The 16,900-nt window shown below is 31.5% G+C and carries 18 protein-coding genes; 6 read left to right on the top strand and 12 right to left on the bottom strand.

Annotated elements, in window-relative coordinates; all coding sequences use genetic code 11:
- Positions 1–33 precede the first annotated feature (33 nt).
- Entirely contained in the window at positions 34–588 is a 555-nt protein-coding gene (locus tag QMG60_RS16650) for a fasciclin domain-containing protein (protein WP_057117875.1), read from the top strand.
- 86 nt (positions 589–674) lie between these two features.
- On the opposite strand, the gene QMG60_RS16645 is transcribed toward QMG60_RS16650, so the two are convergent.
- The 8 genes from QMG60_RS16645 to QMG60_RS16610 all read right to left on the bottom strand — a co-directional run bounded on the left by QMG60_RS16645 (position 675) and on the right by QMG60_RS16610 (position 8,958).
- Positions 675–1,520, bottom strand: coding sequence for a DMT family transporter (locus QMG60_RS16645; RefSeq protein WP_134141182.1), 846 nt, complete (start codon positions 1,518–1,520; stop codon positions 675–677).
- A 56-nt stretch (positions 1,521–1,576) separates the two neighbouring features.
- A complete protein-coding gene (locus tag QMG60_RS16640) occupies positions 1,577–1,720 on the bottom strand; it encodes an SsrA-binding protein (protein ID WP_281865707.1) in 144 nt (47 codons plus the stop codon).
- A gap of 77 nt (positions 1,721–1,797) precedes the next feature.
- Positions 1,798–3,231 (bottom strand): serine hydrolase, encoded by a 1,434-nt coding sequence (locus QMG60_RS16635; RefSeq protein ID WP_281865706.1) that lies wholly within the window; start codon positions 3,229–3,231, stop codon positions 1,798–1,800.
- A gap of 72 nt (positions 3,232–3,303) precedes the next feature.
- The gene (locus QMG60_RS16630; RefSeq protein WP_281865705.1) at positions 3,304–5,136 is read right to left on the bottom strand and encodes a M56 family metallopeptidase; all 1,833 of its coding nucleotides are present in this window, start codon (positions 5,134–5,136) and stop codon (positions 3,304–3,306) included.
- 10 nt (positions 5,137–5,146) lie between these two features.
- Positions 5,147–5,515, bottom strand: coding sequence for a BlaI/MecI/CopY family transcriptional regulator (locus QMG60_RS16625; RefSeq protein ID WP_281865704.1), 369 nt, complete (start codon positions 5,513–5,515; stop codon positions 5,147–5,149).
- Positions 5,516–5,536: 21 nt separating this feature from the next.
- Positions 5,537–7,198 (bottom strand): M56 family metallopeptidase, encoded by a 1,662-nt coding sequence (locus QMG60_RS16620; RefSeq protein WP_281865703.1) that lies wholly within the window; start codon positions 7,196–7,198, stop codon positions 5,537–5,539.
- 8 nt (positions 7,199–7,206) lie between these two features.
- Complete coding sequence (locus QMG60_RS16615) at positions 7,207–7,575, bottom strand: BlaI/MecI/CopY family transcriptional regulator (RefSeq protein ID WP_281865702.1); 369 nt, start codon at positions 7,573–7,575, stop codon at positions 7,207–7,209.
- 162 nt (positions 7,576–7,737) lie between these two features.
- Complete coding sequence (locus tag QMG60_RS16610; RefSeq protein WP_281865701.1) at positions 7,738–8,958, bottom strand: MFS transporter; 1,221 nt, start codon at positions 8,956–8,958, stop codon at positions 7,738–7,740.
- Positions 8,959–9,057: 99 nt separating this feature from the next.
- On the opposite strand from QMG60_RS16610, the gene QMG60_RS16605 reads away from it, so the two are divergent.
- The 5 genes from QMG60_RS16605 (at position 9,058) to QMG60_RS16585 (ending at position 12,896) form a co-directional block, all read left to right on the top strand.
- Positions 9,058–9,657 (top strand): DUF1684 domain-containing protein, encoded by a 600-nt coding sequence (locus tag QMG60_RS16605; protein ID WP_134141189.1) that lies wholly within the window; start codon positions 9,058–9,060, stop codon positions 9,655–9,657.
- Positions 9,657–10,301, top strand: a complete 645-nt coding sequence (locus QMG60_RS16600; RefSeq protein WP_281865700.1) for a TatD family hydrolase — start codon at positions 9,657–9,659, stop codon at positions 10,299–10,301. The genes QMG60_RS16605 and QMG60_RS16600 overlap by 1 nt, the downstream gene beginning before the upstream one ends.
- A 231-nt stretch (positions 10,302–10,532) precedes the next feature.
- Positions 10,533–11,246 carry a tRNA threonylcarbamoyladenosine dehydratase gene (locus QMG60_RS16595; RefSeq protein WP_281865699.1) on the top strand — a complete coding sequence of 238 codons (714 nt, stop codon included), beginning with the start codon at positions 10,533–10,535 and terminating at the stop codon, positions 11,244–11,246.
- A 74-nt stretch (positions 11,247–11,320) separates the two neighbouring features.
- Positions 11,321–11,983, top strand: coding sequence for an HAD family hydrolase (locus QMG60_RS16590; RefSeq protein ID WP_281865698.1), 663 nt, complete (start codon positions 11,321–11,323; stop codon positions 11,981–11,983).
- A gap of 70 nt (positions 11,984–12,053) precedes the next feature.
- On the top strand, positions 12,054–12,896 hold the full coding sequence (locus tag QMG60_RS16585; RefSeq protein WP_057117887.1) for a DUF2911 domain-containing protein: 843 nt from the start codon (positions 12,054–12,056) through the stop codon (positions 12,894–12,896).
- Between the two features lie 278 nt (positions 12,897–13,174).
- Here QMG60_RS16585 and QMG60_RS16580 read toward each other — a convergent pair whose 3' ends face one another.
- The 4 genes from QMG60_RS16580 to QMG60_RS16565 all read right to left on the bottom strand — a co-directional run bounded on the left by QMG60_RS16580 (position 13,175) and on the right by QMG60_RS16565 (position 16,854).
- Positions 13,175–13,801, bottom strand: coding sequence for an MCP four helix bundle domain-containing protein (locus QMG60_RS16580; protein ID WP_281865697.1), 627 nt, complete (start codon positions 13,799–13,801; stop codon positions 13,175–13,177).
- Positions 13,802–13,841: 40 nt separating this feature from the next.
- Entirely contained in the window at positions 13,842–14,444 is a 603-nt protein-coding gene (locus QMG60_RS16575; protein ID WP_057117889.1) for a hypothetical protein, read from the bottom strand.
- 196 nt (positions 14,445–14,640) lie between these two features.
- Positions 14,641–15,129: a hypothetical protein gene (locus tag QMG60_RS16570; protein ID WP_281865696.1), complete on the bottom strand. Its 489-nt coding sequence runs from the start codon at positions 15,127–15,129 to the stop codon at positions 14,641–14,643.
- A 3-nt stretch (positions 15,130–15,132) separates the two neighbouring features.
- Positions 15,133–16,854 carry a sodium:solute symporter gene (locus QMG60_RS16565; RefSeq protein WP_281865695.1) on the bottom strand — a complete coding sequence of 574 codons (1,722 nt, stop codon included), beginning with the start codon at positions 16,852–16,854 and terminating at the stop codon, positions 15,133–15,135.
- Positions 16,855–16,900: the final 46 nt, after the last annotated feature.

Genomic DNA, 16,900 nt, shown 5'->3' with positions numbered 1-16,900 from the left:
CCGTAAATGTCATTATAACTTAAAAAAATAATTATGAAAACTAGAAAATTTTTAGCTTCAGCAGTTTTTGCTTTAGCATTCGGATTTACATCTTTTGCTCAAAAAACAGTAATGGTAGGTGGAGCAGCAATGTACCCAAATAAAAATATTATTGAAAATGCCGTTAATTCAAAAGATCATACGACATTGGTTGCAGCAGTAAAAGCTGCTGATTTAGTTGAGACTTTACAAGGCAAAGGTCCATTTACTGTTTTTGCTCCAACAAACGAAGCTTTTAATAAATTACCAAAAGGAACTGTCGAAACTTTATTGAAACCAGAAAACAAAAAGAAACTACAAACTATCTTGACCTATCATGTTGCTTCTGGGAAATGGAATTCGGCAGATATTGCAAAAGCAATTAAAGATGGAAAAGGAAAAGCAACTATTAAAACTGTTAGCGGTGGAACTCTTACTGCTTGGATGAAAGGTAAAGATCTATATATTACAGATGAAAACGGAAATAAAGCTAAAGTAACAATTGCAGATGTGAATCAATCAAATGGTGTAATTCATGTTGTAGATGCTGTATTACTTCCAAAAAATTAATACATAAATTAAATTTCAAAATCCTAAATTCCAAATTCCAAGTTTTAAATTGGGATTTGGAATTTTAATTTTTGAGATTTTTTAAATTACTTTTTAGCAGTCAAGGTGCTTCCTGCAGATGCAATTACAACACAAACAACTGCTAAAATTTCATAAAAACTTAAACTTTCCTGAAGAAAAATAAAAGCGCAAATAGAAGCTGCTGCAGGTTCTAAACTCATTAAAATACTAAATGTACGCGGCGGAAGCTGACCTAAGGCTTTCATCTCTAAAGTAAAAGGAATAGCACTAGATAAAAGTGCAAGCGCAACTCCCATTCCGAAGAGTTTTGGAGTTAGATTTGCTAATCCGTTTTCTATAAAACCAAATGGTAAAATTAAAATTGCTGCAAATAGCATTCCTGTAGAAACGGCTTGCCCGCCGTTCATTATTTTTGAAATTTTTCCTCCTAATACAATATAAGCAGTCCAAAATGCTCCAGCCAAAAGCGCGCATAAAATACCTAAAGGATCTAGACGATCATTTGTCCAAGGCGCAATTAGTAAAATGCCTATTGCAGCAAGCAAAACCCAGCAATAATCTACTAAGCGTTTTGATCCAGCTATAGCAAGGAGGAGCGGTCCAACAAATTCTAAGGTAACAGCTAATCCGATTGGAATTCTTTCAATAGCAAAATAAAAAATTAAATTCATGGCACCTAATGATAAACCATAAGGAATCACAATTTTCCATTGATCTGCCGTAATTGCTTTTAAGTTGGGACGGTAAGCTAATAATAAAATTAATGCTGAAACACCAATACGTATCGATGCTGTTCCCGCAGCTCCAATTGCAGGAAAAAGTGTTTTTGCAATTGCAGCACCACACTGTACACTAATAATTGCTAATAATACTGCTGGAACAGGAGGGAGGTTTATTTCTTTATTTTTCATATATGATGATACAGAAAAAGATTCTTTTCTGTGTGATAAACAAAACGATCTAATGGCTACTTATCTAGTGCACGCTTTGTTACGTATGCACGATAACCAATAATAGCCATTTGCCATTTTTTTGCTTTTGAAATATCTAAACCTTGTTTGGTAAAACTTGGCATTAAGATTTTATTGAGTTTGGCTAAGAATTTATACATAGTATATTGTTTCTTCAAAGATATAAAAAAAAGACTTTGGGTTTAAACCAAAGTCTTTAAGGTGTAAATTATGTAATTTAAATTTTAAGAATTAAGTTTTTATCGCCATCTGCTTCTCTGTTTATTACATTTTGAGGAGCTTCAATCCAGCCAGATTTATTAATTACAAATTTAAAAAAATGTGTCTTGTCTTTCTCAAAATTAGCTTTTGGAATCGATAACTCAAAGGTGTTTTTGCTTTTTTGAATCAATTGATAGTTTTTATCATTGGGGTTCCAATTATTGAATGAACCTGCAATCGATATACTTTTAATAAGATTTGAGTTTAAATTTTTATCATGTTCATAACTAAAAACAACATTGTTATTAATTATTTTATATCCATAAATACCAGTTTGTTTTTTGTATGCACTAAGTAAATCATTTGACAATCGTATCATGGCTTCTCCTAATGCATTTGCTGTGTTTTCATCGCTTATATTTACAATGATCGATAATCCAAGTTTCCTTTCTGGATAAACAATCAACATGTTTTGAGTACCAAATGCACCACCGTGTTTCCAGCAGTTTTGACCATTTTCCTCTACCTGAATATAATCCCAAAAATAGCCGTTCCAAGTTGTGATACTGTTTAAGAGATTTCGCTGCGATTCCTGAACAATTTTATTTTTTGTATTTAGTTCGTAAGCAATAAATTTAGTTAAGTCACCTAAAGTAGTTTTTAACCTTCCAGCAGCGCCCCAAAGATTATCTGAAATTCTCGGCATTAATACTCCTTTTAGATTGTAACCATTTGCAATAACTATGTCTGAATCTAAATTAATTCCAGTTGATTTCATGTCCAATTTTGAAAATATATTCTCTTTAAGAAGTGTTTCATAATCTTTGTGATAGACGTTTTCTAAAATATGAGCTGTCAAATTTAGACTTCCGTTACTGTATTTAAATTTAGTTCCTGGCAAGGTGTCTAATTTAATGGTTTTAAGATCTTCAAAGAACTTTTCACGACTGTAAGATTCGTCCAGCTTTTTAAAAGCCAAGTAACTGCTGTCGTTTCGATTTTTTCTTAATTCATCCGTATCTGGAAGATCTCTGTTAAAACCAGTTCTAAAAGAAACTAAATCTTTAATCGTAATTGGAGTACCGTTATATTCTAAATTTGGATAAATCCCAGTGAGATATTTTCTAATGTCGTCGTTGAGATTTAGTTTTCCCTCTAATACAGCTTGAGCTGTAAGTAAACCGGTAAATAATTTAGTGATCGATGCAATTTCAAAAACAGTGTTATTATCAGCTTTATTTTCTTTGTTTTTATCAATTTCTCCATAATGTCTGGTAAAAGTTTTCCCATTATTGACAACACCAATTGAGATTGAATTAGTTTTTGATTTTTCTAATAATATTGATGCTGTCTTATCCATAGCTTTAAAAATGGCTTTATCGGCTAAATTTTGCTGAGCAATAATAGAAAGACTAAAAAGCAACAAAAGAGTTAGAAGATTTTTTTTCATTTTTCAATATTTAATATTAGAAATAGAAAAACCAGTGTTTTAGCACTGGTTTTTTTAGATGAACAAAGTATATTAAGCTTTTTTATTTTCTTTTTCCATAGCTTTCATATCTTTTTCGTGCTGTTTCATGTTTTTTTCATGCTGCTTCATATCTTTCGCATGTTGTTTCATGTCTTTTTCATGCTGTTTCATATCAAGCTCCAACTGTTTCATGTCTTGCTCATATTGTTTTGTGTTGCCATATTCTGCATCATTTTCAAATTTAAACTTAAAATCGTAATTAAATTTTTCCATGTTTGCGTGGAACTTTTCCATTGCTATCTCATACTTAGCCATTTCTTTTTCGTAAATCGCTTCTCTTTGAGACATTAATGCTTCAACTTGTTTTTCATACGCTTCCAATTGAGGCTCAATAACTTCCATTTGTTTTTCAAAAGCTTCCATTTGTTTTTCAAACTTACTTACAGCAACTTTATCGTTCATGTTTTTTGGAGCAACTGGAGGTTTTGGCATTTTAGACATATCTAATGCAGGGGCAGCTGGCATTGGTCCTGAAGGAAAAACTGGCGGTGTTGGTGGTGTAATGTCTGAATCTCCGTAGTGACGAACGATAACTTTTTCATTTCTCATCATAACAGGAACAGAGAAGTTTTCGTCTGTATTAATAACTATAGATTTTGTGCCATCTTCGTCAGTTCCAATTGCAAATTCACAGTCTTTTATAGCTTCATCACCGTCGATTACAATAGTTTGTTTCTTGCCCGATTCTGATTTTACTTTAATTTGAATAGCAGTTAATTCCTTTTTGGTATTTCTTTTAACGTCTGAAATTTCAATATCAATATTATGATTTGCTTTTAATTTCCCTGGCAAATCCTTTAATTCCTGATCAGTTGTGTTTTTTGTGATTTTAAAAGTTTCATCGCTTGATTTAATAGTGTCTTTTGAAATAGACGGCAATCCGTTTTGTTTCTTTTCCTGCGCGATTGTTTCTATTTGAAATAAAAGTACAAAAGCTCCAAGAGCAGGAATTACGGCGTAATATTTCCAGTAATTCTTTTTGCTTGATTGATTTTTGTTTAACATGACAATTCGTTTTTTGATTAATGATTGATAAAAATGATTGGTGATTGCAACGCAGGTTTCATGCGTTGTGATTTTTAAAAGCGTGTATTGATACGCTTTTTTGTCGTTGATTTTTTTAGAGGCCTCTCTGTCGGCTATGAATTCAAGATTTTGTAAAATAGCTTTTTTATAAAGCCACACAATTGGATTAAACCAAAATAAGATGCAGAAGATTCTAGATATCAAAACATCAATAGTATGATTTTGGTCGCTGTGCACTTTTTCGTGTTCCAAAATACTTTCTAATTCTGTCGGAGTGTACAGTGATGAGTTATACACAATATAATCGAAATAGGAGAAAGGAGCTATGTTTTCATTTACGTCAATAAATTTAAAATCTTCCTGCTGTTGTATTTTTTTTCCTTTTAAAACTGAGTTCAAACTATAAATGTCAAACCCAAATTTGAACAAGAAAGCAGTTAATCCTAAACTATAAATTGCTATAAAGACTAAATCCCAATTAATTTCAATCGGCTCTTCTTCAACTAACGCTGCAGGGCTGTATTGGGGTTCGTAAGAAGCAGTACTAGCGCTATAAGTATCAGCAGTAGAAAAATTCTCAACCACTCTTTTGTTGATAATTTGCATAGCTGGTTTTTCGATCCAGATAACTTTGGTATAAACTACAAAAGGCAGAATTACAGAAGTAATTAATCCCGCTATTAAAAACCAGCGACTGCTATTGAAAAAAGTTTCTTTGCGAAGTAAAAAGATGTAAGCAAAGTAAAACATTGCCAACAATCCGCTCGATTTCAGGATAAAAATGAAAAGTGCTTCCATACTATTTTGATTATTTACCTTCTTTTGGATTTTCGATCATATCTAATATTTCTCGTAATTCATCTGCAGAAATTTTTTCTTCCTTAGCAAAAAATGAAACCATGCTTTTGTACGAACTATTAAAATAATTGTCAATAGCAGTACTCATAAAACCTTTTCGGTAATCTTCGATACTTACGATAGGATAGTACTGATGCGTGTTTCCAAAAGCATTGTGCGCAACATAACCTTTCTCTTCCAGATTACGAACAATAGTAGACAAAGTATTGTAATGCGGCTGATCTTCTAAAATCTCTGCTTGAATTTCTTTTACAAAAGCCTTTTTCAGCTTCCATAAAATATGCATGATTTCTTCTTCTTTATTGGTTAGTTTTTGCATTTTCTTTTTTATAAAAGTTTTTTATTTTTTAGTTTCAATTTCAATAACCCCATTTGCAGCGCGATTACCGTATTTAGCTACAGCTTGTGATCCTTTATAAATACTTACAGATTCTATATCTTTAGCTTTTATAGAATCAATATCAAAATTACTTGGCATTTCTTCTCCATCAACAATCACGAGTTGGCCATCTAGTTTAGTAGCACTTTTAGCAGAATTTGAAATAGCAATTGTTGAGCCCCCGTTAGTAATTACTTTAGTGACAACATTTTTGTCATTATTTATAGTTACAACACCGTTAATATTTGTGTTAGTATCAGTATTAGTTTTTGTACTAGTAAAAGAATAAGTGTTAACATTGTTATCTGATTTAGTATTTTGGTTTTTGTTAATTGTAATTACTGAATTTGTTTTAGAATCATCTGAGTTATCAGAAGTTATGGTGCTTATGCCTTTGCTAACTCCAACTTTAGGTTCTTTAGCAGTTTTGGAATCTTTTGGATCATCAAAGGTTTGGATACCAATTGTTTTGTTTCCATCTTTGTCTGTTGTAACAAGTACTCCAAAATCTTTTATAATTTGATCTCCTATTTGAATTGATTGAGCTTGCTGTTCGCCTCTTGTAACATTTACTTTTATTGAAGTTAGATTGTTTTTAGCATCTCTTTTTATTTCTGAAACTTCAAAATCAATATTATGAATTGATTTTAATTTTTCCTTAATTTCTTTTAATTCCGCATCTGTAGAGTTTCTTTTAATTTTATACACGTCTACAGACTTGGTTGTTTCCGAAATTTCTTTTTTTGCCTGAGGTTTTTCTTTTGCAATTACTTCAATTTGAAATAATAAAACAAATGCCGCAAGAGCTGGAATTACTGTGTAATACTTCCAGGAATTCTTCTTTTTTGATTGATTTTTGTTTAACATGACAATTCGTTTTTTGATTAATGATTGATAAAAATGATTGGTGATTGCAACACAATTTTCGTGTGTTGTTATTTTTAAAAGCGTGTATTGGTAAGATTTTTTGTCTTGTAATTTTTTAGCAGCCTCGTTGTCAGCAATAAATTCAAGGTTTTGCGTGATCGCTTTCTTATAAAGCCAGACAATTGGATTAAACCAAAAAATAATACTGAATAATCTAGAGATTAATACATCTACAGTATGATTTTGGTCGCTGTGTACTTTTTCATGCTCGATGATATTCTCCAATTCAGAAGTGGTGTACAGTGATGAGTTGTATACAATATATTCAAAATAGGAGAAAGGCGCTATATTTTCATTAACATCAATGAATTTAAAATCAGCTTGCTGTTGTATTTTTTTTCCTTTGATAATAGAATTGAGACTATAAAAATCAATTGCAAATTTTATTATAAAAACTAAAAAGCCAATTCCATATGAAGACATGATAATATAACTCCAATTAAAATTAGAAGCTTCTCTTTCGGGAATTTCAATTAATGATGATTGAATGGTAGTACCTAAAGCTGGAGCAGTCTCAATCCATATCACTTTTGTATAACTTAATAATGGCAAAATTGCTCCAATTATTAAACCAGATAATAAAAACCATCTGTTGCTGTTAAAGAATGTTTCTTTGCGCAGCAAAAAATAATAAACGCAATAGAAAAAAAGTATTAAACTGCTTGATTTGGCGATATAAATAAGAAGTGCTTCCATAAGCAAGATTATTTTTCTTCGTTTTTATTTTCAATCATTGATAAAATTTCTCGCAATTCATCGGCTGAAATTTTTTCTTCTTTAGCAAAAAAGGAAACCATGCTTTTATAAGAACTATTAAAGTAATTATCAATTGCCGTTTTCATAAATCCTTTTCTGTAATCTTCAATTGCAACAATAGGAAAGTATTGATGCGTATTTCCAAAGGCATTGTGCCCAACATATCCTTTGTCTTCCAAATTGCGTACAATAGTAGATAACGTATTGTAGTGCGGCTGGTCTTCAGTAATTTCTGCTTGGATTTCTTTTACAAAAGCTTTTTTCAGCTTCCATAAAATCATCATAATTTCTTCTTCTTTGTTTGTTAACTTCTGCATCATCTCTAATTTTAATTCAAACCTACAACTATTTTTTTAGTTACACAACTATAAAAATAGTTATTTAACTAAAAATTAAGTTGAATTCGATTTTGAGCACAGAAATATGATTCAAATTTAATGGTAATTAATTGAATTTAAATGGATTAATAAGTTAAAAATTTATTGTGTCACTTTTTCTGTAACAAGAGCATTTTTAATCCAGATACAACATCCAGTTCCGATTACGCCAATACAAGCCATAAATAGCCAGTTGATTTGGTATCCTAATCTTGTGATAATCTCAAACCCGACTTTTGAACTAATAATATGAGCAAGACTAAAACTCATAGTATATAGAGCCATGTAGCGACCTTCTTGTCCGCGTGGTGCTCTGCTCAAAGCAAAGGCATTCGAAAAAGGAAAAGTTAAAACTTCTCCAATAGAAATACAGACCATACTGACTACTAATATGCCTGCCCAGAAATTGATAAGAAGTATAAAGAAACTCAGAGCCATTATAAAAGAACCAACAATGATAATTCTGATTTTAGGAAAAGCTTTTCGTTCTAAAAATCCAACCGTAGGCATTTCTAAAGAGAAAATCAAAAGTCCGTTGAGTGTCATTAATAATCCAGTTTGAAATTCGCTTAAGCCAAATTTTTCATTATGATATAAAGGTAAAGTAGTAAAAAGCTGAAAGAATATCATTGCAGTGATAAAACTCACAAATAAGAAAACCCAGAAAATTTTATCATGAAAAACAGATTTAGTTTCAACAGCGCTTTCGGTCTTATCATCGTGAACTACTTTTTTCTTTTCTTTTACTAATAAAGCAAAAATTGAAATCGAAATAATACAAGAAGCCCCGTCAACCCAGAAAAGACCAGAATAGCCCATTCCCATAATAATTAGACCTCCAAGTGCAGGTCCTGCAGCAAAACCTAAATTTACAGCAAGACGCACAAGCGTTAGGGCACGTGTTCTATTTTCTGGTTTGGCATAAGCTCCCAAAGAAACAAACATCGCCGGCCTGAACATGTCAGCAATTGTCATTAATAAAAACATGGCAACGCAAAGAGCCCAAAAAGTAGTGATATATTGAACAAAGAATAAAGAAACACCGCTTGTAAACAAACTGAATATCATGATTTTATAGAAGCCTATTTTATCTGAAAGTTTACCTCCAAGCCATGAACCCAGCATAGAACCAAAGCCAAACGCAACCATAATCCATCCGACTTGATTATAACTGAAATGAAGATCTTCTTTTAAATATTTGGATAAAAAAGGAAGTACCATTGTTCCAGCACGATTGATAAAAGTGATGATGGCAAGAATCCAAATTTCTCTTGTAAATCCTCTAAAATTGTTGATGTAATGGGTAAAAGCGGTTTTAAGCATTTTGTTTGATAGATTATCGTCACAAAGTTAGGAAACTTTGTCGCGTTAAGTGGTTGTTGTTTTGTTACTTTTGAACTATTTTTGCAGAAAATTTCTAAGATGAAAACATTAAACGCCCTAGTTTTATTGTTGGTTTTTACTTTTGGCTATGGCCAAAAAAAATTTAGTAAAAGTGAAGTAGAAAAATTTCAGAAGAAATTGAATTCAGAATTTGCTGATCCTAAGACTAGTCCGTTAATGACTAAAGATTTAAAAACTTTTAAAAGCTTAGAATTTTATCCCGTAAACGAAACTTTTTTTGTAAATGCTACTCTAGTAAAAGCTAAAGGAGGAAAAGTTTTTGAAATGAAAGAGTCGGGAAAATATACTTCAAAATATATTAAATACGGTACTTTATATTTTAAAATAAAAGGTAAAGATTTCAAATTGAACGTTTACCAAAATTTAGAACTTATAGTACAGGAGAAATACAAAAATCATTTGTTTTTACCTTTTTCAGATTTAACCTCTGGAAAACAGAGTTATATCGGTGGCCGTTACATAGATCTTGAAATTCCGAAAGGGAATACAATCGCAGTCGATTTCAATAAAGCTTATAATCCGTATTGTGCTTATAACTACGAGTATTCTTGTCCACTGGTTCCGCAGGAAAATGATTTGAAAATTGAAATTAAAGCGGGTGTTAAAACCTTTCATTAATGGAATATTTTAATTTTCATACCCATCAATTTACCAATCAGGCAGATGTTTTAGAATTGGTTAACCAATATCCGAAAGAATTTGATGCTTCGATTGCATTTTATTCGATCGGAATTCATCCGTGGTATATTGAAGAAAATCGCATTGATGCCGATTTGAAAATTATAGAAGAAAAATTGCAAACCGAAAATTGTCTGGCAATAGGAGAGTGCGGTTTAGATAAAAGAATTGATATTCCGCTAGAGTTACAAATTTTAGTTTTTGAACAACAATTAGCATTAGCAGAAAAATTCAAAAAACCAGTTGTAATACATTGTGTCGCAGCTTTTCAAGAAGTAATTGAAATTAGGAAAAGATTAAAAATTACAGTTCCGATGATTATTCACGGATTTTCGAAAAACAAACAGGTTGCCGAACAATTAATTACGGCAGGATTTTATCTTTCTTTTGGAAAATATTTATTGAAAAACCCAGATTTAAAAACTGTTTTTCAAAATGTTCCAAACGACCGATTCTTTTTAGAAACCGATACAATGGAAGAAACAATTCAGCAAGTTTATCAATTAGCATCAGAATATAAAAAACTAGAATTAAAAGAATTAAAAAGTATTATTTCAAGTAATTGTAAAAGTGTCTTTGGATAGGGAATAGTGAGATGTGAGAAGTTAAATGTGAGAAGTTAAATGTTAGAAGTTAAATGTTAGAAGTTAAATGTGAGAAATTGAATGTGAAAAGTTGAATGTGATTTTTCACACTGAGTAAAGTTTAAGTCTATAACAATAAGAAATCGGGCTTCGACTTCGCTCAGCCTGACAGATTTGAAACCTGAAACTTGAAACAAAATAAATAAACAAACAAAAACAATAATAGAGTATATGGCAGAATGGACAGAAAGAGCTGAGCTTTTATTTACAAAAGAAGGATTAAGTAATTTACAGAATTCAAATGTATTAATAGTCGGATTAGGAGGAGTTGGATCTTTTGCAGCTGAGTTTTTAGCAAGAGCGGGAGTAGGAAATATGACAATTGTAGATGGAGATGTTGTGGATATTACCAATATAAATCGTCAGTTACCAGCGTTACATTCTACAGTTGGTCAGCCAAAAATTAAAATTGTAGGGGATCGATTGATGGATATAAACCCAGAATTAAATTTGACGCGTGTACAGGAATTTCTTTCTCCAGAACGTGCTTTTGAAATTGTTTCTCCAGAATTTGATTATGTTTTAGATTGTATTGACAGTATTACTCCAAAATTGAATTTGATTATTGCTGCGAAAAGAAAAAGAGTAAAAATAATAAGCAGTATGGGTGCTGGCGGTAAAATGCTGGCTTCTAAAGTAAAAGTAACCGATATTTCTAAAACAATAAACTGCTACTTTTCTAAAACAATTCGTAAGCGTTTGAAAGAAGCAAAAATCAATAAATTAAAAGTGGTTTTCTCTTCTGAAATTCAAGACGAAAAAAGTTTAAAATTAACCGACGGAAAAAACTTTAAAAAGTCATTTTACGGAACAAACAGTTATATGCCAGGATTATTTGGTTTGCACGCTGCTGAAACGGTAATTAGACATCTTCTGAAAAAGTAATCAGTCTCAGTCGCAGTTTTCAGTAAAAAAAAGCCTTAGAACCTTAGTCCCTCAGAACCTCAGAATCTAAAAAAATGATTAAAACAGTAATTTTCGACATGGATGGCGTAATTGTAGATACAGAGCCTGTTCACCGTTATGCCTATTATTTACAATTTTCGGAATTAAATATAGAAGTACCTGAAGAGATGTATACTTCTTTTACAGGATTCTCTACTAGAAATACATTTCAAACTTTGAAGAGTTATTTCCCATCTGTAGAGCAGGAAGTGGAAGATTTGATTCAGAGAAAACGTCATATTTTTAATGACGCATTTGATACTAAAGAAGATCTCTATCTTTTGGATGGTGTTGAAGATTTAATTAAAGATTTGTACAATAACGGAATACAATTAATTTTAGCTTCTTCTGCATCAAAAGTAACAATCGATCGTGTTTTTACGAGATTCAATCTGCATCAGTATTTTACACATATTGTGAGTGGTGAAGATTTTCCGCAGTCAAAGCCAAATCCAGCGATATTTCTTCACGCTGCTTCACTTTCTATTGCACCTAAAGAAGAATGTATTATAATTGAAGACAGCACAAACGGAGTAAAAGCGGCGAAAGCAGCTGGTATATTTTGTGTGGGATACAAAAGTGAGCATTCTAACCTGCAGGATTTAAAAGAAGCAGATTTAGTTATAGATCATTTTAACGAATTAAATGCCGAAAAAATATCACAGTTAAAGTCTTGAATTATATAAAATTTAACATTTGTTCCCTTATTGAATTTGTAAATTTGAACAAAACAAAAAAATCATAAGAATGAAAAAACTACTTATTGCATTAGCCCTGATCTTAGCACCATTAGCATCAGAAGCACAAGTAAAAACTCCACAAGCAAGTCCAAAAGGATATATCAAACAAACTGTTGGTTTAACTGATGTTGAAGTTACTTATTCAAGACCAGGAGCAAGAGGAAGAGCGGTTTTCGGGAATTTAGTTCCGTTTGGGAAACTATGGAGAACTGGAGCTAATGAAAATACGATCATCAACTTCAGTGACGATGTGGTAATTGATGGAAAAACTTTAAAGAAAGGGAAATATGCAATTTATACAGTTCCAAGAATTGAAAGCTGGGACGTTATTTTTTACCTTTCTACAGATAACTGGGGATTGCCAGAAAACTGGAGTGATGCTTATGTTGCTTTAAAAACTACTGTAAAAGAAGATGCATTACCAACACCAGTTGAGACATTTACAATTGGAATTAATGGTTTAGATCCAAATTTTGGTTATTTAGAAATGTCTTGGGAAAACTCTCATGTTGCTTTAAAATTTGAAGTTCCAACCGCTAAAACTGCTGTGGCAAGTATTGAAAAAACTTTAGCAGGTCCAACTTGGAATGATTATTATGCAGCATCTCAATATTTATTTCAATCAAATGGAAACATTGAAACTGCAAGAACTTATGTAGACAAAGCTCTTGATATGAGTACAGACAAACCATACTATGTAACTAGACTAAAATCACAGATTCAAGCAAAACAAGGAGATAAAAAAGGAGCAATTGAAACTGCAAAAGCGTCATTGGCATCTGCAGAAGCAGCAAATAATGCCGATTACGTAAAATTGAATAAAGACAGTATCGCTGAGTGGAGCAGATAATAATTTTTGCAAATTATAAATCTCAAATATAAAATTCCAAATTCCAAAGCTTTCGGGTTTTGGAATTTTTTTTTGGCTTTGATGAAAAATATTTTGATTCTCTAGTTATTCCGAGGAACGAGGAATCTTACTCGGGGGGGTACAAACTGTTGTCGACTTACTAGTGAGATTCCTCGTTCCTCGGAATGACAAACTGATCGGTAAACTTGAAACTTGAAACCTGAAACTTTAAACCTGAAACTTTAAACCTGAAACTTAAAACAAAACAAACTAAAATTTCAATTCAAACTCGGTGGTTCAGGAATTTTAATGGTTTTCTTTATTTTCTTGATCAAAAGATAAAAGGTAATTCCGCCCAGAATAATTAGAAGCGCAATTTGAAGCTGGCCAAGACTATTGTTTTTACTGTACATCGCATTAGCAGCAGCCAGTTTAGCTTTTCCTTCTTCAATTTGAATCTGCGATAATGATTCTAATGTTTTTAGTGCTTTTGCACTAGAATTGGCAATTTCGTTCCAATTTTTATTTTCTACTTGTTTGTTTATTTCTTTGCAAGACTGCAAAAACATATCAAAATGCTGTTTTTCTTTATTGGTCAAAACCGTTTTAGCATACAAATCATCTATGTTATGAATAATGTCTAAAGTGTGATTGATTTCTCTCTTCTTTATAGTGTCGCTTAAATTTAGTTTTTCAGCTTCAGCTTTTATAAAGTGAAGTTCTTTAGAATATTGAAAAATATAATGTGCAACAACCAGTCGATCTTTATAAATCGCATTGATATTATCATTTACGTTTTTAGAATTTCGAAGCGTATTAAAGTTTCCCAATAAAATGATTAACATCACTATTAATAGAATAAAAGCAGCCTTCATTTTATTGCTGTATTTTTTTAGATCTTTCATAAATGATGTTTTTTTGGAGAAATTAAAAAAGAAGATTTTTTTAATTAATCATTTTGTTTTGAATCAGTTGTATGTTTTTTATTGATGACAAAGGTGTGATTTTTATAGTTTTATCTCCTTTGACAAAATAAAAATAGTACAAACTGTTATTACCAATTAAAGATACATTTTTAGATTCACCTTCATTAAAATCCAATTGATAACTATATTCTAATTTGTTGTTTTTCAGCTTTTCTTTGCCAAAATAACCGCCTGCAAGTCCGTAACCTAAAAAGAATGACAATAAGATTATTGCTAGAGATTTTATAGCAATACCGTTGTAATAGCTTTTAGTTTCTTCTGCAGATAGTTCATCTGTCGATTTTAACTCAAAAGTTTTTTTTATAAATGCTTTGTCTTTATTCTTAGCTAAATATGCAGGCAGATAAAAATGTGCTATAAACATTAGAATAATCGTAGCTAGAATAATTGGATTTGAAGTAAACTCAGCGATTGGACTAATTAACACATCCATAATTGTGGAGTATCTTAAAATATTGATTCCAAATTGATAATAATAAATACTGTCTTTTAGTATTCCCATTAAAATTAGGAAAAGGTAACCGAATGGCAGCAGTTTTTCTAAATCGTCAGAAATTTTCATTTATAGTTCTTTGGTTTATGGTTGTTTTTGGTTAATCTTTTAAGATTATTTGGAAGAACTAAAATAGCACTTTTACTTACAATTTTTTAATATTGAAGTATAATTTTTGAAGCTGTTTCTTGCTGTTCGCTTTATCTTTTGCTTTTTAATGAAAAAGTAAAAGGATACCGCTTCCATCAGGGCTAGGGTAGTAGGATTATTTAGAGGAAGATTGTTTAATTAGTAAATTAGTTTGCGTATTTACAATTTCTGCAGCTTTTATCAAAAAATCAGGATTTGTACATTCTCCATAATTAATATAAACGATATGGTTATCATTTTCTAAATTCTTATTCTTTTCTTGAGCATATAAATAACTGTCTAACCCCATTGTTAGATAAACTGGCGTTCCTTCGTTATACAACTGAGTGGTAATACCAATTAATCTTTTTTCAGCTGCTAACTGTATGTCATCTTCTTTATAAGCATACAAAAACATACAATCTAGTAATGTGCAAAATTTTATGCTTTTAAGTGACGGATATTTTTCGAATATTTCAGATCCTTGATTTAGATTTTCGAAACATTTTACGTAAAGTTGAGTTGATAGTGAATTCTCTTCAACTATTTGAATATTGTCAATATTTTGGCTGTTGGCATTAAAGCAAATAAATACTGAAAATATATACAATAGTTTCTGAGTCATTCCTTATTCTAAAATTAATTCATCATTTTCTTTTTTCCCTTTAAAAAATAAAAACTGCAATAAGAACGCTAATACAATTGTCAAAATTGCTCCAATAAAGTTAAGCCATAAATAACCTAGTTTTTCCTGACTGTAAATCATAAAATAATAAATTACAAAGATCGTAAGCTGGCTGATAATCGCACTGATAAACATTGGTTTTGCTTGAACTTTTCTCAGATAAAAACCAACTAAGAATATACCTAAAACTGTTCCGTAGAAGATTGATCCGATAATATTTACGAGCTGAATTAAATTTTCAAACAAAGTTCCAACGCAGGCAAAAAGTATGGCAACAACTCCCCAGAAAAGTGTAAAAAACTTTGTAGCATTCAGATAATGCTTTTCTGATTTCTCACTGACGTTTCGCTTATAAATATCAATTGCGGTTGTAGAAGCCAATGCAGTTAGTCCAGAAGCCGTCGATGACATTGCCGCTGAAAGAATAACGGCCAATAACAATCCGATAAGTCCTTTTGGTAAATAATGAAGGATAAAGTGAAAGAACACATAATCCTTATCGTTGGTTTCAGAATTGCTGTCGGCTCTTGAAATAATTTCTTTGGCTTTATCGCGAAGATCTTTTTCTTTATTAGATAAAGCAACTAATTCTTTGCGCAAAATCGGATTATCATAATCTTGATTCAACTGATCGATATACAATAAGTTGATTACCTTTTTATCTTCAGAAAGTTTTTCTAGTTTTTTTTCTAAAGCCTGATATTCTCCTTTATATGCAGATTTTTCAATAGCAATTTTATTATTCGGATTAAAATTTAATGGTACTGGATTGAATTGAAAAAATACAAAAACCATTACTCCTGTTAGAAGAATAAAAAATTGCATCGGAACTTTTAAAAGTCCGTTCATGATTAATCCCATCTGGCTTTCACGTACCGATTTTCCTGATAGATAGCGTCCAACCTGTGATTGGTCTGTTCCAAAATAGGCGAGTGCTAAAAAGAAACCGCCGGTAATACCGCTCCAAAAAGTATATTTTTCTTCGGGATCAAAGGAGAAATTAACAATATTCATTTTGTCATTTGCTCCTGCAATATGAAGCGCACTGTTAAAAGTCATGTCATTTGGAAGGTAATGCAGAATCAGGAAAAAAGTGATAAACATTCCAGACATGATTACAAACATCTGTTGTTTCTGTGTCACGTTTACGGCTTTTGTTCCACCAGAAAAAGTATAGATAATAACCAAAACTCCAATTATAATGTTCATTATGGTTAAATTCCATCCTAAAAGCGCTGACAAAATAATTGCTGGTGCATAAATTGTTAAACCAGTTCCTAAACCTCTTTGAACCAAGAATAAAATAGCGGCAAGAGAACGAGTTTTTACGTCAAATCTTCTTTCTAAAAATTCGTAAGCGGTATAAACTTTAGTTTTATGATATAGTGGAATAAAGGTTACACAAATCACAATCATGGCAATTGGCAGACCAAAATAAAACTGCACAAAACCCATTCCGTCATGATACGCTTGTCCAGGCGTAGATAAAAAAGTAATGGCGCTGGCTTGGGTTGCCATAACAGAAAGTCCGACAGTATACCAAGGCGTTTCATTATTTCCTAAAATGAAATCCTCAACATTTTTACTGCCTTTGGTTTTCCACGAACCATATCCAACAATAAATAATAAGGTTACAATAAGTACGATCCAGTCAAATAGCTGCATAGGTTATGAGTATAATTGCATGATTAAGAAAAAAATAGCAATATAA

The organism is Flavobacterium sp. GSB-24 (assembly GCF_027924665.1).
Taxonomy (GTDB): Bacteria; Bacteroidota; Bacteroidia; order Flavobacteriales; family Flavobacteriaceae; genus Flavobacterium.
This window is presented reverse-complemented; position numbering and strand designations above follow the sequence as displayed.